Annotated in this window: 12 protein-coding genes; 7 read left to right on the forward strand and 5 right to left on the reverse strand. The window is 66.0% G+C overall.

Annotation, left to right across the window (positions count from 1 at the left end; genetic code table 11):
- Nucleotides 1-5: 5 nt before the first annotated feature.
- From AB7878_RS14995 to AB7878_RS15025, 7 genes are all read left to right on the forward strand, one after another.
- Nucleotides 6-1,361, forward strand: a complete 1,356-nt coding sequence (locus AB7878_RS14995; RefSeq protein WP_369495129.1) for a hypothetical protein — start codon at nt 6-8, stop codon at nt 1,359-1,361.
- A gap of 831 nt (nt 1,362-2,192) precedes the next feature.
- Entirely contained in the window at nt 2,193-3,959 is a 1,767-nt protein-coding gene (locus AB7878_RS15000; RefSeq protein ID WP_369495130.1) for an alpha-L-fucosidase, read from the forward strand.
- On the forward strand, nt 3,952-5,601 hold the full coding sequence (locus tag AB7878_RS15005; RefSeq protein ID WP_369495131.1) for a family 20 glycosylhydrolase: 1,650 nt from the start codon (nt 3,952-3,954) through the stop codon (nt 5,599-5,601). Before AB7878_RS15000 ends, AB7878_RS15005 begins: the two co-directional genes overlap by 8 nt.
- A gap of 151 nt (nt 5,602-5,752) precedes the next feature.
- Nucleotides 5,753-7,150: a GH1 family beta-glucosidase gene (locus AB7878_RS15010; protein ID WP_369495132.1), complete on the forward strand. Its 1,398-nt coding sequence runs from the start codon at nt 5,753-5,755 to the stop codon at nt 7,148-7,150.
- Nucleotides 7,147-9,342: an alpha-N-acetylglucosaminidase gene (locus tag AB7878_RS15015; protein ID WP_369495133.1), complete on the forward strand. Its 2,196-nt coding sequence runs from the start codon at nt 7,147-7,149 to the stop codon at nt 9,340-9,342. Before AB7878_RS15010 ends, AB7878_RS15015 begins: the two co-directional genes overlap by 4 nt.
- A 224-nt stretch (nt 9,343-9,566) precedes the next feature.
- Complete coding sequence (locus AB7878_RS15020) at nt 9,567-11,363, forward strand: right-handed parallel beta-helix repeat-containing protein (RefSeq protein WP_369495134.1); 1,797 nt, start codon at nt 9,567-9,569, stop codon at nt 11,361-11,363.
- An 11-nt stretch (nt 11,364-11,374) separates the two neighbouring features.
- Nucleotides 11,375-13,243, forward strand: coding sequence for a beta-galactosidase (locus tag AB7878_RS15025; protein WP_369495135.1), 1,869 nt, complete (start codon nt 11,375-11,377; stop codon nt 13,241-13,243).
- Nucleotides 13,244-13,319: 76 nt separating this feature from the next.
- Here the strand turns inward: AB7878_RS15025 and AB7878_RS15030 are convergent, their stop codons facing one another.
- From AB7878_RS15030 to AB7878_RS15050, 5 genes are all read right to left on the reverse strand, one after another.
- A complete protein-coding gene (locus tag AB7878_RS15030; RefSeq protein ID WP_369495136.1) occupies nt 13,320-15,704 on the reverse strand; it encodes a glycosyl hydrolase family 95 catalytic domain-containing protein in 2,385 nt (794 codons plus the stop codon).
- Between the two features lie 195 nt (nt 15,705-15,899).
- Complete coding sequence (locus AB7878_RS15035) at nt 15,900-17,864, reverse strand: right-handed parallel beta-helix repeat-containing protein (RefSeq protein ID WP_369495137.1); 1,965 nt, start codon at nt 17,862-17,864, stop codon at nt 15,900-15,902.
- 157 nt (nt 17,865-18,021) lie between these two features.
- Entirely contained in the window at nt 18,022-18,540 is a 519-nt protein-coding gene (locus AB7878_RS15040; RefSeq protein ID WP_439653805.1) for a transposase, read from the reverse strand.
- A gap of 92 nt (nt 18,541-18,632) precedes the next feature.
- Nucleotides 18,633-19,703 (reverse strand): alginate lyase family protein, encoded by a 1,071-nt coding sequence (locus tag AB7878_RS15045; RefSeq protein ID WP_369495138.1) that lies wholly within the window; start codon nt 19,701-19,703, stop codon nt 18,633-18,635.
- The gene (locus AB7878_RS15050; RefSeq protein WP_369495139.1) at nt 19,700-20,857 is read right to left on the reverse strand and encodes a glycoside hydrolase family 88/105 protein; all 1,158 of its coding nucleotides are present in this window, start codon (nt 20,855-20,857) and stop codon (nt 19,700-19,702) included. Before AB7878_RS15050 ends, AB7878_RS15045 begins: the two co-directional genes overlap by 4 nt.
- Between the last annotated feature and the right edge of the window lie 60 nt (nt 20,858-20,917).

A 20,917-nucleotide genomic window follows, 5' to 3' on the forward strand; every position in this document is an offset into this window, starting at 1 on the left:
CCCCCATGACGCAGGCCAGCTTCGCGCTGGACATGACCCGACCCGGGCGCCGCGTCGATCCCAGCCTCGCCAGCCTCAGCTATGAAACGCTGGAGTTGTCCGATCCCACCTTCTTCGCGGCGGACAACCACGGCCTGGTGCGCATGTTCCGCGAGATGAATCCGCACGGCGTGCTGCGCATCGGCGGCAATACCAGCGACGACACCGTGTGGGGTGGTTACAAGGGCAAGATGCCGACCTACGTTCCGCGCAGGCACGGCAAGCTGCTGCAGCCGCATGTGCTGAAGCCCGAGGGTTTGCAGGCGCTGGCCGGTTTCGTGCGCGCCACCGGCTGGAAGCTGGTGTTCGGTGTGAACCTGCGCATCGGTTCGCCCGAGATGGCGCTCGACCTGGCGCAGACCGTGCAGAAGCTCGTGGGCGACCAGTTGCTGGCGATCCAGATCGGCAACGAGGCGAACAACTACGAGCCCGACTACGCCGCCTTCGACGCCGTGTGGACGCCGTACGCCAAGGCGCTGCGCGCCGCGGGCCTGCCCATCGCCGGGCCGGACACCGGCGCGAACACCGACTGGGTGATCGAGTACGCACGGCGCCACGCGAAGGACAACGTATTCCTCAGCCGGCACTACTACCGCGAGGCGGCGGAAAATGGCTCGATCCCGGACCTGCTCGCCGGCGACCCCGGTTTCTTCGGCGAAGTCGAGCAGATCATGCAGGTGGCGGACCAGTACGGCTTGCCGTTTCGTATCTCCGAAGGCAATTCGTACTACAACGGTGGCCGTGACGGCACCAGCAACGTGTTCGCCTCCGCGCTGTGGGGCGCGGACTTCATGCTGGCGCTGGCGCATCGCGGCGTGGCCGGCATGCACTTCCACGGCGGCACGCTGCTCTCGGTGGAAACCTCGCTGGGGCGCATGGCGAAGGCGCCCGCGGGTGGCGACATCGTGGCGCAACGCGACGCGCAGGCCTCGCGTTATTCCGCCATCGCCGGCAGCCGCGAGCTGGGCTTTCAGCCGCGCCCGCTGTTCCACGGCATCGCGTTGGCGCAGCGCTTCGCCGGCGCGCGGATGCTGCCTGGCCAGCTTGACACCGGCGGCGCCAACCTCGCCGCCTACGCGGCGAAGCAGGGCGACGCGGTGCTGGTCACGCTCATCAACAAGGATGCGCAGCGTGATGCTTCGGTCGCGCTGAGTGGCTTGCCGCATGGCGCGAAGGGCGAGTTGATGCGCCTGCGCGCGCTCGCGCTGGATAGCCGCCGCGACGTCAGTTTCGCGGCGGACGGTCATGTGTCCGCCGATGCCCGCGGTACGAGCCGTATCGCGGTGCCGAAGGCCAGCGCTGTCAGGGTGCGTTGGGCGTGATGATCCGGGGGGCTCGCTGGACCGCTGCGCAAACCCGCGTACGCGGTTCTTGTCTCCCCTCTACCGCTTGCGGGAGAGGGGTGGGGGGAGAGGGGCTTGTGTTTTCGCGCTTTCGCAAGTTTCAAAGCGGTTTCGTGCGCCTGCCGGCGCCCGAGTCACTTTTCTCTTACGTGGCCAAGAGAAAAGTAACCCAAAGAGAAGGCCACCCCGATGCGGCGCTCTCCGGGCGTCCTGCCCTTCGAGTCCGTGAGGCGCGGCCGGGCTTTTCGACCGGGCTCCTGCCCGGGCGAAAAGGCATCGCCCTCCTTGGCGATGCCCGCTGCGCGGCCTTGTCGTCCACGCCTCACCGCCGCATAGGGGCCCCGGAAAAGCAGCGCGCTCCAAGCGCGCAGAAGCAACAGCCAAAGCCACGCGCCTCAAGAATTGTCGCCTCAGTGTCCAGATGCGGCGCGGTGTGGCCGTACCGTCTATCGCATAGGCGGGAATTGTTCCAAACAACCTCGACATTTCCTGTTTGTAATTCCGGCGTATTGAACCAGGCCGTTTCTCTGGGTTACTTCTCTTGACTCCGGGCATCCCGCCCTCCGCCTTTCGGGCCGGCTGCGCCGTTCGCCACCGCTCCTGCGGTGGCGTGGGCCAGCAAAGAGAAGTGACTCGGGCGCCGGAAGGCGATCGAAAGCCCGCCGCAGGCGAACCAAAGTGCGGAACCGAAAGGCTGTCGCGAATACCCACCCCTCGCCCCGGCCCTCTCCCTAAAAGGGAGAGGGAAACTTCGTCGTACGATCGAACTGCTCTGTCGCTTGCAACAGAAGCGCAAAAGAGGAGTGACCGATGAAAACCATTATGCGAACGGCACTGGCAGCGACGCTGGCGTGCCTGCTTCCGGCGACCTTGTTTGCCGCCACCGTCAGCGACCAACCGCTGCCGCGGGGCGAGCCACGGCCTGACGTCGCCACTGTGCAAGCCTGGCAGGCGCGCAAGTTTGGCCTGTTCATCCACTTCGGCCTGTACTCGCAGCTGGGCGGCGTGTGGGACGGCAAGCGCGTCACCCAGGGCTACAGCGAGCAGATCCAGTCCTTCGCGCCGGTGCCCATAGCCCAGTACGAAGCGCTGGCGCAGCGCTTCGATCCGGAGAAGTTCGATCCCGATGCGATCGTGGCGCTGGCCAAGGCCGCGGGCATGAAGTTCATCGTGCTCACCGCCAAACACCACGACGGCTTCGCGATGTTCCATACCGCGCAGAACCGCTACAACATCGTCGACAGCACCCCGTACAAGCGCGACGTGGTAAAGCTGCTGGCCGAGGCCTGCGCGCGGGCGCACATGCCGTTCGGCGTGTACTACTCCACCATCGACTGGCACTGGATGCACGGCCAGTACCGCCCCGACAACGACAACCCGATCACACCGGCGCAGGCCGACTTCAACGTGGCGCAGATCCGCGAGCTGATGAGCGGTTACGGTCCGATCAGCGAAGTGTGGTTCGACATGGGCAAGCCCACGCCGGCGCAGAGCGCGCGTTTCGCCCGTACGGTGCACGCGTTGCAGCCGCAGACCATGGTCTCCGGGCGCGTGTGGAACCACCAGGGCGACTTCACCGTGATGGGCGACAACAGCGAACCGCACGAGGGCATGGAGGAGCCGTGGCAGTCGCCCGCGTCGATGTTCCCGGACACCTGGGGCTATCGTTCCTGGCAGGTGCGCAAGGACCTGCCCGGCAAGATCCACGAGAACATCGCGCGGCTGGTCCGCGTGGTCAGCGCCGGCGGCAATTACATTCTCAACATCGGGCCGGAAGGCGATGGCTCGGTGGTGCCCTACGAGGCCGACGTGTTGCGCGGCATAGGCGCATGGCTGCGGCCGCGTGGCGAGGCGGTCTACGGCACGCGGGCCTCGCCGTTCGCGAAGCTGGACTTCGGCTACGCCACCCTGGGCGCGCACACGCTGTACCTGTTCGTGGCGAAGGTGCCGGCGGACGGCGTGCTGCACCTGCCCGGCGTGGTCGATACCCGCTTCGGGCGGGGGCGCGTGCTGGGCGATGCGCAGGCGGCTGTCGGCAGCGTCGCGGTCGATGCGTCAGGTGCGAGCGTGAAAGTGGACGGTCTGGCCCATGCGGGCTACATGCCGGTGGTGGCGATTCCGCTCGACGGCAGCTTGCATGTGCGACCCGATGCCGTGGTGCCGGGCGCGGACGGTCGCGTGAACCTCGCGACCGCGCAAGCCGAGCACTTCCTCAACTACAACGGCTACGGCTACGACGATCCGCCCACGCTTTACAAGCTGCGCTGGTACGCAGGTGTTGGTGCCGGCGATTACATGCTGGTCGTGCATTACCGCGACGCGCTTGCATCGGCGAAGCTGGATGTCTGGGTAGACGGCCAGCCGCACACGTTGGCGCTGCCGACGGGCGCGGGTGCGGCGCACCTGCGGGTGAGCCGCGACCCGCATGCCGAGCCCTGGGCGATGCAGCTGGAGCTGACGCCGCTGGCACCGTTCCACAAGGGCGACCGCCTGCCAGCCACGATCGAATCGGTGGAACTCGCGCCCCTCGTCGACCATGGCCATCCCGTCACCCGGAGGATCAAGGCCGATGACTGATCTCCGTCTGCCAGGCTCGCGCCGCCGCGGGCACTGGCGTCTCGGCCTCGCCACGGTTGGCCTGCTGCTCGGCGTTTCCGGCACCTCGATGGCGGCAGCGCATGCGAACCAGTTCTTGAGGTGCGAGCCGACATTTCATTCGGCCGAGAATGGGCCTTCGAATCCGCAGCCGAAGATCATTCCCACGTTGTACAAATGGCACGGGAGTGTCGGTCAGTGGCACCTCACCAGCGCCAGTCATATCGTGATCGAACCCGCCAGTGCCGGCACGTTGAGGCCGCTGGCCAGCAAGCTGGTTCGTGATTTGAATGATGTCTCGGGCCTGCGGCTTTCGATCGTCGTCGCCGACACGGCACGTCGAGGCGATATCGGGTTGAGTCTGGCGCCGTGCGGAGACCAGGCCAATCAGGAAATCGGTGGCGAAGGTTATACGCTTCGAATAGATCGGGCCGCCCTGTTACGCGCCAATACCGTGAACGGCGTGTTTTACGCGACGCGCACGCTTCTGCAAATGATGACGATGGACGATCATGGGCCTGGCGGGCACCGCAGTGCTCCACGCGGCTACGCACTCGATTTTCCACGCTACCCCGAACGCGCTGTGATGTTCGATGTCGGGCGCAAGTTCGCTCCGGTGGCGTTTCTGGAAAATTACATTCGCTTCATGGGGTGGTACAAAATCAATACCCTGCATCTTCATCTGAATGATCAGGTGGGGGGCGAGGACAAACATTCGTGGTTCTCGCGTTCGTTCCGACTCAAGAGTGACAACCCTGCTTTTCGCAAATTGATGCCTGCGGACGGGAAGTCCTATACGCGACGCGACTGGGATGAACTGGAAGCCGTGGCGGCAGCCAACGCCGTACACATCGTGCCGGAATTCGACACCCCGGGACATGCGGGGGCCTTTGTTGTTGCCAAGCCAGAGCTGTCGTACGACAAGGGATCGCCTCGCGGAGGCACCCTGGATCCGACCAAGCCGGCGACGCTGGCTTACATCGAGTCGGTGTGGGCGGAATTCCTGCCGTGGTTCCATTCGCGTGTCGTGCATATCGGCGGTGATGAGGTGAACAGCTCTATCCACGGTTCAATCAGCCTCGCCGCGCAGATCGATTACCAGAACCGTCTGGGACATTTCCTGCAGGCGCACGGCAAGACTGTGGAGGTATGGGGGAACGACGTCGCGTTTGCAGACGGGCTGGACCATGCGTTCGTGATTCAGCGTTGGATTACCCGCGGCGACCTGCTCGAAAGCGGCAGGATCAACTGGGGCAAGTCGGGATTTGATTGGATCCAGTCCGCTGATACGTGGTACATCGTCCCGACCGAGTATGGGGTGCAGGGCGGCGGTGCGGCGCTATATGACGGTTGGATCCGCAATCTGGGAGACGAACCTGGCCCTTACGCTCCACGCGGTGGGCAGGTCTGCGTATGGAACGATCACGGCAACCGTGATTACACCTATAAACAGACCGTCAATGACCTTTTGAAACGGGTGATTCCCGCCGCCGGCCAGATATTCTGGCGGGGCAGGGCCCGTGACGCCGAGGGGCAAATTATTCCTTATGCCGCGCTGCGCGAGCGCTCGAAAACCCTGCAATACGGTCCCGATGTCGGCATGTTCGAAAGCGATCCACTCTAAAGGCGTCATTCATTCGATTGAATCGCCCTGTCTGAAATACCAGGTACTTACCTTAGTTATCTGCGGGAGTTTTTCCATGAATCCACAGTTGTCGCGTCGGAGATTCACCCAGGCCATCGGTGGGCTGCTTGCAGCTTGCGCTGTTCCAGCGATGGCTACGAGCCCAGGCAGAGCTGCCTCGACCGCCGCTGCGGCAAAGGACGCCAGTGCCAGGTTCGCCTTTCCCCCCGGATTCACCTGGGGCACCGCAACGGCGGCCTACCAGATAGAAGGCGCGGTCAAGGCTGACGGGCGCGGCGAGTCGATCTGGGACGTGTACGCGCACACGCCGGGCAAGATCGTGGATGGCGCAACCGGTGACGTGGCCGACGACAGCTATCACCGCTATCCCGAGGACATCGCCCTGATGCGCTCGCTCGGCGTGGGCGCGTACCGCTTCTCGGTGGCGTGGCCGCGCATTTTCCCGCAAGGCACCGGCCAGCCAAATCCCAAGGGCGTCGACTACTACAAGCGTTTCGTCGATGCGCTGCACGCGGCGGGCATCGAGCCGTATTGCACGCTGTACCACTGGGACCTCCCCGAGGCGCTGCAGCGCAAGGGCGGCTGGCAGAATCGCGACACCGCCAAGGCGTTCGCCGACTACGCCGGCTACATGGCCGGCCAGCTCGATGGCCGCGTGCAGCACTTCATGACGATGAACGAGATCAGCACCTTCATCGGCAACGGCTACGGCGGCACCGCGATGGCGCCGGGACTGGGGCTGAAAGGGCAGGCGCTGCAGCAGGCACGGCACCACGCATTGCTGGGCCACGGCCTGGCCGTGCAGGCGATCCGCGCGGCCACCAACGCGAAGACAAAGGTGGGTTCGGCCGAAGGCATCGACGCGCCCATGCCGGCCTTCGACGCGCCCGAGCATGTGGCCGCCGCGCGCAAGGCCGCGGTGGAGGAGAACGCCGGCTACCTCACCGCCATGCACACCGGGCGCTACACCGACCTGTACCTCAAGACGCTGGGCGCGGATGCACCGAAGTTCACGCCCGAGGACATGCGCATCATCGGCAGCAAGACCGATTTCCAGGGCCTCAACATCTACACCGGCAACTACTACATCGCGGCCGACAACGAGCGTGGCTACGAGGCCGTGCCGTTCCCCTCGTCGTATCCGAACATGCGGAGCAGCTGGATCCAGTTCGCGCCGGATGCCATGTACTGGGGGCCCAAGCTGATGGCGGAAGCGCTGGGCATCAGCGACATCTACATCACCGAGAACGGCACCTCCAGCACGGCGGCGCCGGACGCCGAGGGGCGCGTGCTGGACATCGACCGCGTGATGTTTCTGCGGCAATACCTCGGCGAGCTGCAACGCGGGATTGTCGATGGCGCGCCGGTTCGCGGCTATTTCCTGTGGAGCCTGCTGGACAACTTCGAATGGAGCCGCGGCTACTCCGAGCGCTTCGGCATCACGTACGTGGATTTCGCTACGCAGAAGCGCACGCCCAAGCTCAGTTCGCAGTTCTACCGCGACGTGATTGCGGGCAACGCGATATGAAACGAGCACTGCGACGATGGCTGGCCTGCCTGCTGCTGGTCTGTGCCGGCGTGCCCGCCGCCTTCGCCGCCGAGCCAGCGAAACCGGCCTTCGACATCGCGCCGGCACGCGCGGCCTTGCAGCGTCTGCTGCCACGGCAACAGGCGCAGTTCACCCTGGTCGCGTTGGATCGCGGGCATGGTGCGGATCGCTTCCGCATCACCGGCACGCCGGGGCACATCGTGGTGGCGGCTACCTCGCCGGCAGTGCTGCTCACCGGCGTGGAAACCTACTTGGAGCAGGTGGTGCACGTTGCCATCGGCTGGCCGGGCGACAGCCTTGCGCGCCTGCCGGCCACGCTGCCCGCGCCTGCGTCGACCATCGAGCACCGCGCGGCGGTACCGGACCGTTACGCGCTGAACGACACCGACGACGGCTATTCCAACGCCTACCTGGCCTGGCCGGCGTGGGAACACAAGATCGACCTGCTCGCGCTGCACGGCATCGACGAAGTGCTGATGACGATCGGCACCGAGGAGGTGTACCGCCGTACCTTCCAGGATTTCGGCTACAGCGATACGGAGATGCGCGCGTGGATTCCCGCCACGGCGCACCAGCCGTGGTGGTTGCTGCAGAACATGTCCGGCTTCGACGCGCCGCTGTCGCCGCGGGAGTACGCGCGGCGCGTGGCGCTGGCGCAGAAGATCGTCGCGCGCCTGCGTCAGCTTGGCATGACGCCGGTATTCCCCGGCTGGTTCGGCACCGTGCCGCCGGGCTTCGTGGCGAAGCATTCCGGTGCGAACGTGGTGCCACAGGGCACGTGGGTGGGTTTCAATCGCCCCGACTGGCTCGATCCGCGCGATCCGCTCTATGCGAAGGTCGCGGCGGATTTCTACCGCCAGCAGCGTGCGTTGTTCGGCGAGAGCACGATGTACAAGATGGACCTGCTGCATGAAGGCGGCCGCGCCGGCGACGTGCCGGTGGCCGTGGCCGCGCGCGGCGTGATGGCCGCGTTGCAGGCGGCGCATCCGGGCGCGCGCTGGGTGTTGCTGGGCTGGCAGCACAACCCGTTGCCGGCGGTGATCGATGCGGTGGATCACCAACGCCTGCTGATCGTCGACGGTTTGTCGGACCGCTACGACGGGCTGGATCGCGAGCAGGACTGGCACGGCGCGCCGTATGCGTTCGGCAGCATCCCCAACTTCGGCGGCCACAGTACGCTGGGCGCAAATGCCGGCGTGTGGCTCAAGCGCTTCGTCGCGTGGCGCGACAAGCCCAACAGCACGCTGCGCGGCATTGCCTGGATGCCTGAGGCCAGCGGCATCGATCCTGCGGCGTTCGCCCTGTTCACCGCGCTGGCCTGGGAGCCGGTGCCCAGCGATGAGTCCGCATGGTTCAAGGCCTACGCCGACAGCCGCTACGGCGGTATCGACACGCATGCCGAAGCCGCGTGGCGCATCCTCGGCGAAACCGCCTATGCGATGCCATCCAGTGGTGATTCGGAGCCGCAGGACAGCCTGTTCGAGGCGCGCCCTTCGCAGGATGTGTCCACGGCGGCGAGCTGGTCGCCCAGGGCGATGCGCTACGACGCCGCGCATTTCGGGCAGGCCATCTGCGAACTGCTGCAGGTGGCGCCCGCGCTGCGCAGCACCAGCGCCTACCGCCACGATGTGGTGGACGTGGCGCGACAAACACTGGCCAACCACGCCCGTGTGCTGCTGCCGCAGATCAAGGCGGCCTGGGGGGTGAAGGACGCCAGACGCCTGCACGCGCTGGCCACCGAGTGGCTGGGCGACATGGCGCTGCTCGATCGCCTGCTCGCCAGCGATCCGGACTTCCTGCTAGGCAACTGGCTCGCGCCGGCACGCGCGGACGCGGGCAACCAGGCCGAAGCGGCGCAATTCGAATACGACCAGCGCGCGATTATCACCGTGTGGGGCGAACGCCAGGGCGCCGACGAAGGCGGCCTGCACGACTACGCCAACCGCGAGCTGTCCGGCCTGGTGAGCGGTTTGTACGAACCGCGCTGGCGGCGCTGGTTCGCATCGCTGGAGCAGTCGCTGGCGACGGGCAGGCCACCGGAGAAGATCGACTGGTACGCGATGGAGCATGCGTGGGCGGTCTCACGCGCGGCAGAACCAACGGTGCCGCAAGGTGACCCGTGGCAACTGGCGACCGAGGTGACACGGCGGCTGGGGATCTGCAAGCCGTGAGTCGCTTATCGAAAGAGGAAAGCTCCATGCACCTGGATCGGCGCATGCCTTTTGCGCAGACACTGCTGAGTGAATCCCTCTCCCTCCGGGAGAGGGTGGCAGCAGCCGGGAGAGGGTTCGGTCGGAGCGAGGTACTGCGGCAAGTCCGAACCCTCACCCCCAACCCCTCTCCCATGGGGAGAGGGGCTTTGCATCACGGGCTTGCGCTTGCTGCGCTGTTGCTGTTGCCGTTCGCATCCCATGCGCAGACCCTGCGCGTCACCCCGACGGGCTCGGCCAGTGGCGCCTGCGGGGCCGCGTCGCCCTGCAGCTTGCAGGCCGTGCAGGCGCAGGTACGCGCGTTGCGCGCCCAGGGTCACGACGGCATCACCGTGCAGTTGCAGGACGGCACTTATCGCCTGCAACAGCCGTTGCAATTCGATGCCTCGGACAGCGGCGCAGGCGGCCGTCCCGTGCGCTGGCAGGCCGCGCCAGGCGCACATCCGGTGCTGTCCGGCAGCCGGCTCGTGCAAGGCACGCGCGATGGCGCACTGTGGAGCTTCGCGTTGCCGTCGAGCGATGCACCGTCGAGCGTCTACATTGATGGCCAGCGCCGCTGGCCGTCGCGCAGCGAGGCTTGCCCGCATTGCGTGGTGGATGCCAAGGGCTTGTCGAACGTGCCGCGGGCGATCCTGCACAGCTTGCAGGTCGGCTCATTGGCGGTGATGCACGAGCGTTGGCGCGATTTCCGCTGCGGCGTGGTTGTGGTGGGACAGGGCCGCGTCGATCTTGCCCAGCCGTGCTGGCACAACGCCGCGCTGGACTCGGTCAAGAACGGCTGGTCGGTGGCCAGCCCGGTGGGCAAGTACTACGCCGGCGTGGACTGGTTCGAGAACCTTGCCGGCGATCCGTCTGCGCCCGGCAGCTACACGGTGGATACGGCACACCGCGTGCTGCGCTATCGGCCGTTGCCCGATGAAGCCACGCAGGTACCTTCCATCGAACTGCCCGCACTGGAACAACTGCTGGTGCTGAAAGGCACGCCCGGGGCGCCGGTGCACGACCTGGTATTCCGCGGCATCGGCTTTGCCGGTACCGAATGGCGCAAGCCGGAATCCGTCGATGGCTACGTGCCCCTGCAGGCGGGCTATCTGGTCGACGGCAACAGCCGCACCGCGCTGCCCGACAACGGCGAGGGCATGACGCGCATAGGCAACGCGGTGGACGTGGAGGCCGGTCGCGACATCATATTCGACCACGACAGCTTCCAGCATCTCGCGGCGGCCGGCATCGCGTTGGCGGCAGGCACGCACGGCGCGGCGGTGACGAACTCGCGCTTCACCGACATCGGCGGTGGCGGCGTGTTCGCGGGCGATACGGAGGGGCATCCTGCGGATCCGGCCAGCAAGTCGTCCAACATCGTGGTCGCCGACAACCGCATCGACCACGTGGCGCTGGCGTACCGCGACAACGTGGCGATCATGGCCGGTTTCGTCAACGGGCTCGTCATCGCGCACAACACCATCAGCGACTTGCCGTACAGCGGTATCTCGGTGGGCTGGGGCTGGGATTACGAGGGCGATGCGCCGGTGCAGTCGTCCATCCACATCGTCGCCAACCGCATCGAGCGCGTGATGCTGCAACTGGCCGATGGCGGCGCGATCTACACTCAGGCGCAATCGACGCCAGGCACCTCGTGCGTGGTGCGCAACGTCGCCGACATGCGCCATAGCGGCGAAGGCAACGGCATCTACCTCGACGAGCACAGCACGTACTTCGACGTGAAACACAACGTGGTGCTCGGCAGTTGGGTGAGCGCCTGGGCCTCGTGGAGCGGCCACCTGCGCATCACCGACAACTGGACGGACGACGCCGGCAAGCCGCACAACCCCGGCCCCACCAAGCTGTGGTCACCCAATTTCACCTACCTGAAAACGCTGCCGACGGCGGCGTTGGCGGTGCAGGGCGCGGCGGGCGCAAGGGACGGCCAGCCCGAACCCGCGTTGCCCATCCGCGTGCCGACCGCCTGCCCGAACCCATAGGAGACAGACCGATGCAACGCAGGCACTTCCTGAAACTCGGCGCGCTCGGCGTGGCCGGCACGCTCGCCGCGGATTTCCGACTGCGTGCCGATGCGCTTCCCGCGCAGGACGAACACGCGCCGCGGCCCAACGACGGCAAGCCGCACCGTTTCAGCTTCGGCAAGCGGCAGTTCCTGCTCGACGGCAAACCGTTCCAGATCATGAGCGGCGAGATGCACCCGATCCGCATCCCGCCCGTGTACTGGCGGCAACGCATCCGCATGGCGAAGGCGATGGGCCTCAACACCGTCAGCCTGTACCTGATGTGGAACGCCTACGAATCCGAGCCCGGCGTGTTCGACATGACCAGCGGCGCGCGCGACTTCGTGCGCTTCATCCGCCTGTGCGCGGAGGAGGGCATGTGGGTGTACCTGCGCCCCGGTCCGTTCGTCGCCGGCGAGTGGGACTTCGGCGGATTGCCGCCGTACCTGCTGCGCGACCCGACCATCGTCGTGCGCACCAGGGACGACGCGCGCTACATGGCCGCGGTGCGCCGCTACTTCGACCACGTCGCGCCGCGCATCGCGCCGCTGCTGGTGGCGAACGGCGGCCCGATCCTGATGCTGCAGATCGAAAACGAATACGCCTCGTACGGGCGCGACCTCGGCTACCTCGAAGTGCTGCGCCAGTTGTGGCTGGAACGTGGCATCGATGGCCCGTTCTCGATTTCCGACGGACTCAGCCAGATCCAGTCCACGCATACCTACCTGCCGGGCGTGGCGCTGGGCCTGGACGGCGACACCGATTTCGACGCGGCGCAGGTGATCGCCGGCGACCGTCCGGTATGGATGGGCGAGGGCTATCCCGGCTGGATTTCCTCCTGGGGCGAGAAGGATTTCCCGAAGGACGATTTCGAGCCGACGCTGAAGCAGCTGCTGGCTGCCGGGCGCTCGTTCAATCTCTACGTGGTGCACGGCGGCACCAACTTCGGCCTCACCGCCAGCGGCATTTCGCGCTCGGACGGCAGCGGTTTCTCGGCGGTGACCACGAGTTACGACTATGGCTCGCCGATCAACGAGCATGGTGCGCCCGCACCGGCCTATCACCGTTTCCGCGCATTGCTCGCGCAACACTCACGGCACAGCTTGCCCGAAGTGCCGGCGACGCCACCCATCGCGGGTTTCGATCCGGTGCTGGCGAAGCCGGCGGCCTCGCTGTGGGATCTTCTCCCGGCGCCGCAGAAGGTGCACGCGCCGCGCTCCAACGAGGAACTGTTCGCCCAGAACCAGGGCATGGTGCTTTACCGCAAGCGCGTGCGCGGCCGTCAACTGCAACTCACCGGTGTGCACGACTACGCCACGGTGTTCACGGACGGCGACTATGTCGACTACGTCTCGCGCGTCGTCAAACCCGGCCTGCACACCGCGGGCAGGTTTGCGTTGGACGGAAAGGAGTGCGTGCTCGACCTGCTGATCGACAGCTTCGGCCACATCGGCAACGCGCAGATATACAACGACCGCAAGGGCCTGGTCGGCGGTGCGCAACTGGACGGCCAGACGCTGCTGGATTGGGACGTGTACAGCCTCCCGGTGGACGACGCGCTGCTGCAGCGCGTGCGCAATGCGCCATCGCCGTCGGCACCCGATCGGCCGGGCCTGTTCTTCCGCGCCGAGGTCACGCGCGACGTCGAAGCCGATGCCTACGTGGACATGAGTGCGTGGCGCAAGGGCTACCTGTGGGTCAACGGCCACCTGCTTGGGCGCTACTGGAACCTGGGGCCGCAGCAGCGGCTGTACTGTCCCGCGCCGTGGTGGCGAAAAGGCGTCAACGAGATCCTGGTGCTGGATTTCCATCGAACGCGTGGTGCGGCGATTGGCGGGGCAACCAGCTTGCACGATTGAGACAGGTATCGAGGCCGGCTCTTTGCAAGTCGTCATCCCGGCGAAAGTCGGGATGACGACTTTGGCTGCCGCGGCCTTACGGCAAGCCGATATGCCTCGTGCCCAGCGTTTTCGGTTCGCTGGCCGCGCTGCCGTCGATGGCTGCATATGGAAGATTCGCGCTGGGCTGATCGACGCGCTGGATCAGATAGGCCTTGCTGGCCTGGGCATCGAAGCTCAGCATGTTCTGCTTGTCGGCCTCGGCAACGCGCTTGCCGCTGCCTGCCTCGACAGCTTCGATCGCTTTCCCTGGCCACGGATTGCGCACCTTCATGCGTGCATCGGCACCCGCCTCGATCACCACCGTGCCCGGCACGCCATCGCGTATCTGCAGGTCGACCTTGCTGCGCTGCTGGATGTAGACCGTGGCATCGGCGTTCCAGCCTTTCGGCCACGCGGGGGCGATGCGGATCAGGCCATCGTGCTCCTGCACCAGCGCATCCTGCAGCGTGGCGGCGACCACGCCGACCTGTTCGACGTAGAACTCGTTGCCGGTGAATCTGGCGAAGCCGGAGGGGTATTGCTGGTATTTGCCGGTGAGCGTGAGAAGGGCGGTTTTCACTTCGTCGGCAAGGCCGAGGTGGGCAGCCTGCAGCGGGTCGTAACTCCAGTCGTTCTCGAACTTGTTCGGGCGCTGCAGGTAGGTGCGCACGCCGAACGCGTGCTGCGGGCCGCTGTCGTCGATCAGGCCGTAGGGCCAGACGGGTTCGAGGCCGATGTTCTCGGTGTTCTGGATTTCCGCGCCGGCGTCGTATGACGGGCCGATCACCGTACCTTCGCTCGTTTGCTGCAGCGGGAACGCGGGGATCTTCGGCAACGCCTGCTGCAACTCGGCGACCAGCGCGGCATCGGTGTGCAGGGTCTGCGCCGCCTCGATGATGATAGGGAACACCGCCTTCATCGCCGCGATGTCGGTGGTGGGGTCGTGCACGTCCCACTGCGTTTCGTGCGCGTTGGAGGGGAAGGTGTGCAGCATGCCGTCCGCGCCGGGTTTGGCGTAGGCGAGCAGGAAGCGCGCGGAGGCGGCCATTACCGGGTAGTTCGCGGCGAGGAAGGCGCGGTCCCGCGTGGCGAGGTATTGCCGCCAGATCCACTGCGACACCTCGGCGCCAGTGGTCAGTGTGCGCGCGTTGTAATACGGCGGCGACTTGGCGCTGCAGTTGATGCCTGGCCCGCCCATCCAGCTTTCGTTCTCGTAGCCGCGGCCGTTGAAGCGCATGGTTTCCGGCACGCAGGCGCCGGGGCGGCCATCCATCTGTACCTTTGTCCACGCCTCGATGTTCGCGAGGTTGCTGCGGTAGAGGTTGAAGTACGGTGCGTTCAACTCGTACAGGCCCGCGCCGAGGTTGGCGGCGACCTGCATGCGCAGGTTCCAGTGCCAGTAGGCGGAAGGCGCCCAGCGATGCTGGTCGCGTGTGGAGGCAAACAGGTCGGCGAGGCCGGCCTGCGAGCCGGGCAACGGGCCACGGCTTTCGGCGGCGGTGGCGTACAGGTCGATGGCGCGCAGGTTTTCCATGTACTCCGCGCTGCCATCGGCGGAGCCCAGCTTCATCAGGCCGGCGCGTTGCCAGAACGCGTGCCACCAGTCGCGGTGCGCAGTGGCGGGAATCTTGCCGGCGTCGGCGAGCAGCTGTTGGGCGCGCTGCATGGCATCGCTGCCTTTCCATGCGGGCGCAGCGACCAGTACGCGGAACGAGCCGTCCGCGTCCGGCTTGAACGACAGCTCCACCGCCTGCGGCCCTTGCACCTGCGCCTGCACGTCGCGGGCCTGCGCCGTGATCGCGGCCAGCGAACCGAAGGTCCGCCCGGACGCGCCGGCTTCGCTGTCGTCCTTCCACGTTTCGGCGAGGATGGCCACGTCCTGTTGCGCGATGGCCCGTGGCTTGCGCGGTTGCCACAAGTGCAGCAACACCGATTGCCGCACGTTCGGATTGGCGCCGTGCACTTCGACCACGGCAACATCGGTGCCGGGTTGCACGTAGACCGCGGCCTGCATGCCCGCGCCGCTTTCGCGGAACTCGCCGTCGTGGAGGTCGAGCCGGCCCGCATAGTCGGGCGCTTCGACCAAACGCTTGAGGCCAGTGAACACGACCTGGCCCGGCGACAGGCGTCCCGGCAAGGTGTCCGCGCGATTGAGTTGCAGGGTCAGGCCGTCTTCCGACCAGGCGGCGAGGCCCAGGCGACCGTTGCCCAGCGGCATCGCTTCGTCGGCACGCAGGTTGGCGTGCTTCAGTACGATGTCGGAACGGCTCACCACGCCACCGACGTCCGCGTTGAAGCGCTGGTCGTGCCATGCGGTGGTGACGTCGGCTGCATGCGACGCCGGCATGCCGAGGCAGCCGACGAGCACGAGCACGGCGGGCAGCTTTGCCCGAAGACGGGTGGTGGTCATGCGACGGTGGGCAATGGCGGTGTGGCTCATGGCTTGTTCGTTGTGGTCGTGCGCAGGCATGTGGCGTGGGTGGCGCGGAGGCCGGTGATGCAAGCCGATGATCTGCTCTTCGGCAAACCGCTTCTTCACGTCCAATCTCCGTCAGTTGAGAGATTGGACTCGAAACCGCAGTGCTACTCAAAACCAGGGGCGTCGGTACGGCTCTGTGGGGTAAGTCAAACGTCACTAAACCTGGCCAGCAAGAGCCTCAATGCCAGGGTGAGCGGCTTTAGGCCAAACCCTGATTTCGCCATTCAAGGGATTTTCGAAGGGGCCGGGAAAGGGGTTCGAAACATCGCGCTTCGCGCCAAGGTAGTCGGTATCGACGGCCATCGACGAGCCGTCGGCCAGCGTGTATCCCTGTTGCGGAATCTTCGCCTTGCCGAGCAGTGCCGTAGTCACGAGCGAGCGCTTCACGGCCTGCTTCCATTTTTCGTCGGTGGCAAGGGTGAGGTACCACCCGTCGGCTTTTTGCACGAGCTTCGCGCCGGGGTCGAAGATCGGTGCAGACAACAATTCCTTGTCGAATCGTGAAGGGGATGTGCTGTCGGCGAAAACATTGCCGACCATGAGGCAATCCCAGCCGTTTTCTGCGGCATCGTAGCCGAAGAGATTGGCGGCGCTGGCAAGGATATTGTTGATCCAGCGAGCGTCGCCGATGGCGAGGCAATCGTGCAGCGCAACCTGTTCGGTGGAGTGCGGCTTCATGTACGGCGTGCGGCGCTCGTCGGCGAGGATATCGATCGCGCCGAGGACGAGGTTGTGTGCGAAAGCCGCGCCCTGCGAATTCGCCTGATAGGTGCCGGGCGAGAGGAACAGGTTGTTGGCGACGAAAAAGGGGCCATGGTCGACTTCGGTGAAAAGGTCACAGCCCTTGTTGTCATGGAAAAGATTGCCGGTGATGCGGGTGCCCTGCGCCATCCAGTCGAGCCAGATGCCGCCGACGCTGCCATTGTGATGGATATGGTTGTCGGCGATGACGACATCGATGGCGGCGTGGAACTTGATGCCGGCCATTTCCTCACCGCTCCAGATGCGTTGCGTGTTGCAGTCGCTGATGTCGTTGCCGGTCACCTGGCTGAAGGCACAACCGAGGCTGCCGACGACGCCGGTCTGGCCACAGTGGTGTATCCGATTGTTGCGGACGATGTGGGAGCCGATGTTCTCTTTCGTCCAGCCCCCGGTCTTGAGCGCGTCGGCGATCGTGAGGTAGTAGCCATCGGTGGTGCCACGCTTGCCATCGAATTCGTCGGAGTACTTGCCGAGCGCGATGCCGGAACAACGCGAATAGCAGATCTCGTTGTTCTCGATGATCCAGCCCTTGTTCCAGTAGGCGCTGACGAGACCGCGCTGGCCCATGGTGGGTGCGGCCCAGTTCGTCGCGGCATTGCGCAGTTCGAAGCCGGAAAGGGTGATGTAGTCGATGCCGGTCTTTTCCGGTGTGAAGACGGTGGGGCGCACGCAGACCTCGACGGCGCCGGAGTTCGGATCGGTGGCGGCAGGGAAGCGCGCGTAAATCGTCGTGTTCCCGCTCTCCCTACCCTGCTTGTGTTGATCCACGTGCGAGAACCAGGCCGGCTTTCCGTCTGCCGGCTTCGTCACCGCGACGAGATCCGCAGCTTCAGGGAGCCACTCACCATGCAGGTAGACCATGCCACGCCGGTGCTCGCGTCCCTGGCCATCAAACCAGTCTCCGCGTACTTTTTCGGCGTAGGGGTTGAATTCGCCAAAATAGGCGTTGGGGATGACAAGCTTCCATGCGTCGCCGGAGACTCTCTCCCAATGGGTGAAGAGGTCGGAGCCCGTGATGACGACTTTTTCGCCCGGCGCGGCGCGATAGATGATGCGCTTGCTGTCCGCTTTTCCTCCGCGCGGCGGCTTCACCCACTCGCGGTACACGCCAGCGTGGACAATGATGGTGTCGCCGGGCATGGCTTTGGCGGCCGCAGCGGAAATCGTCTTCAACGGCTGCGCAGCTGAGCCCGCAGCGGAGTCGTTGCCGTTTGCCGCGCTGACATGAATCTCGACCGATGCGGCGACTTCGGCCGATGCGGTCGCGCCATTGGCGTGAATGCCTGTCGCCACGACGAGGCCGGCACAAACGGCGTTACGCAGGAACTGGCGACGTGACACAGAATCTATGTGGCTCATAAGCAGCTCTTTCCCGAAGTATCGACACGAACTTGGTCAGTACCGCCCGTCTTCGCGCAGCCGCCTGACGGAGTGGGCACGTCCGCGCGCAGGAGACCAGCATCCTTGCAAAACAGGAGGCAAAACAGGGCTCAGAGTCTGAGGTTTCCCCGCGTTTTCATGAAGGTACGCCCAGTTGATCGAGCAGCGCCGTACAGAGACGTTGGAGTTGGTCGAGGAGCGTACGCAAGTGCGCATTCGACCATCGTCGCACCCGTGCCTCGCGCCGCAGACGCATGATCGAGTCGAGACGCCGTTTCGACCGAAACGGTGTCAGCCATTGCTCGATGCCACTCGCTTCGCAGACCATGCCGACGAGCCATGTGACGAATGCCGCCAAGGTGTTGAGCAGTAGCACTACCTCGATTCGCGCGCCCTTGCGTGTAAGGCTGTCCTCGAAGGCTTGTCCGTAACGATGGGATTTGAGGTCGCGAAACGACTGTTCGATCTGTATGCGTCGAGCGTATAGCGTGACGAGTTGACGGGGGCTGAGCTTCAAATTCGGTGATGCCATCAGCAGCCACGGTTCCCGCTCGCGTTGAGCGTGCTGTCGACTGTACGAGTTGCGTGCCGACTCGCCACGTTGGTTGTGATGTTTGCGTCCTTGGGTTGCGGCTTCGATTTTGGTTTGCAACATGCTTGGTGATATTCACGCGATTTCTCACTCCCGGTGAGGTATGAAAGCTGACGGTGGCCTGGCCAACCCAGACTGCCTTCGGTTCCCCTGATCTATCGACCGGCGCCGGATACGGCGCAGGCCTGCAACTCGATGGGCACCGCGCCCAGCCGCGCGGCCAGCGCGCGGTAGCGCGGTAGCAGCACGGCGGCATAGGCGTACAGCGCGGCGCTGTTGCGCGGGTCCCACGTGCCGCCGTAACCCTTCAGTCCGGCCCGCTGCCGTTCGATGTCGAACGGCTCTTGGGTGTGCACGAATTCCTGGTGCGCGCGCCTGCCTTCGGCGTACGGCGCCAGCCAATCCAGCGCGGCGGCGATGCTGCTGCCGCTGGCCGAGCGCGCTTCGAGCAGGTTGTCCTTGCCGTAGGGCGAGAGCGCCAGTGCGGCTTGCACCAGCGGTTCGAGGTCGTAGGTGACGTAGTGCAGGGCGTCGCGCTGGGCGAAATCCACCGTGCTGCCGTCGGGGCGGATGTTCGCGGCCACCTGCAGCATCAGCCGTTCGCGCGCGGCGGCGACCAGCGCCGGATCGCCCAGCACGGCGGCGGACATGGCCAGCAGCTTGATGCGATGGCTCTGCCAGTTGTTGATGTCGTTGATGTAGCTGGAGCCGGTCTTCCGCTGCAGTCGCGCGAGATAGCCTTCGGCGATGCGGCGGGCCAGCATCGTCATGGCCGCACGCGTGGATGCGGGCAGGGCGTTGCGGGTCAGCGCGTAAGCCTGGAACAGTTCGACGAGGTTGGTTTCGTCGATGGGGTTGAAGTCGGGCTGGTAGGTGCCGGCCCAGGCATCGAGGTAGCGCGTCACCTGCCGCAGTAATGCGGGCTGACCGCTGCGCCGCCAGGCCACTGCGGCGTCCAGCGCCAGCGGCCAGTCGCGCTCGGCTTCGGCGCTGGCGTCGTGGATGCCCTGGCGCGGCAGCAGGCCCTGCGTGTGCAGGTGCGCCATGGGGTGCGGCTGCGCATCGAGATGCGCCAGCGCCCTGGTCAGTACGGCATCGTCGGATGCGCTGGGCGATGACGCGGCGAGCGGGCACCACCAGCGCGGCGCGTCGGCGGCCTGTGCCGTGGCGCAGGCGATGGTGAGCAGGGCGAGCGCGACCGGTCGAACTAGGCGACGCGTGTTCATCGCGGTTTTGCCTCGCTGATCGCCTCGACTTCGCCGGCGGCGAGCAGGAAGGCGCCCACGCCGTAGACGTAGCTGGCGCCGGGCGGGTAGTCGCCCGGTGCGGCGCTGATCGGCTGGATGTCGCCGAGCCGGCCGTCGGCGTAAATCTCGCCGACCAGGCCGCGCCAGCCGCGGTTGATCGCCGAGCGATACGCGGCCGCGTCGAGCACGCCGTGGTGCACGCCCCAAGCCAGCGCGTAGACGATGAAGGCCGAGCCGGAGGTTTCGGGGCGCGGATAGGCCGCCGCATCCAGCAGGCCGGGACGCCACAGGCCGTCCTTGCCCTGCAGCTGCGCCAGCCGCACCGCCATCGCGCGGAACTGTTGCTCGTAGCGTGGACGCTGCGGGTAGTCGGCCGGCATCAGACTCAGCACGCGCGCGAGGCCGGCCAACACCCAGCCGTTGCCGCGACTCCAGAACAGCTTCTCGCCGTTGCGCTCGTGCTGGTGCAGGTAGCTGGCGTCACGGTTGTAGAGGTGTTCCGCCGGGTCGTACAGCAGCGCGCTGGTGATCCACCACTGCCGGTCCATGTAGTCGAGGTAGGCGCGCTCGTGCGTGGCCTTGGCCAGCCCGGCCCAGGTCGGTGGCGCCATGAACAGTGCGTCGCACCACCACCACAGCGGCCGCTGCGGGTCGTCGGGAATGCGCAGTTGCGCGTCGTAGCGTTCGCGCAGCGGCTTGAGCATCGCGGGGTCGGGCGTGCGTGCGTACAGCACCAGCCAGGCCTGCGCCACCGCCTGGTCGTCGGCGTGATGCACGCGCGGGCCCAGGCCCCAGTCGTAGTGCTCGCCCACCTTGCGCACGTAGTTCGCATAGCGCGGCTCGTGCAGCAAGTCGGCGGCGCTGAGGAAACCGAGGTAGAGCGGGGCGTAGGTCCAGTCCAGGCTGTCGTGGTCCTGCACCCGAGCGTATTGCCAGGCGGCGACCCTGGCCGCGGCGCGGCGGATGTCGGCGGGTCGCAGCGCGCCAGAGAGCTGTGCGCGCGGACCGGGGCGAGCGGGCGCGTCGCCGGCCATGGAATCGTCGGCCCGTGCCAGGCCGGGCGAGAGCACCAGCAGCACGGCGGCCAGCAGGCACAGCACGCACGCCGGCCGGCGCGGCGAAAACGGGGACATGGCAGGGCATACGGTCGACATGACGGTTCCGGTGCCAGATGGCGTGTTGAGGCCGGGGTC

The sequence above is a fragment of the Rhodanobacter humi genome, assembly GCF_041107455.1.
Classification (GTDB): Bacteria; Pseudomonadota; Gammaproteobacteria; order Xanthomonadales; family Rhodanobacteraceae; genus Rhodanobacter_A.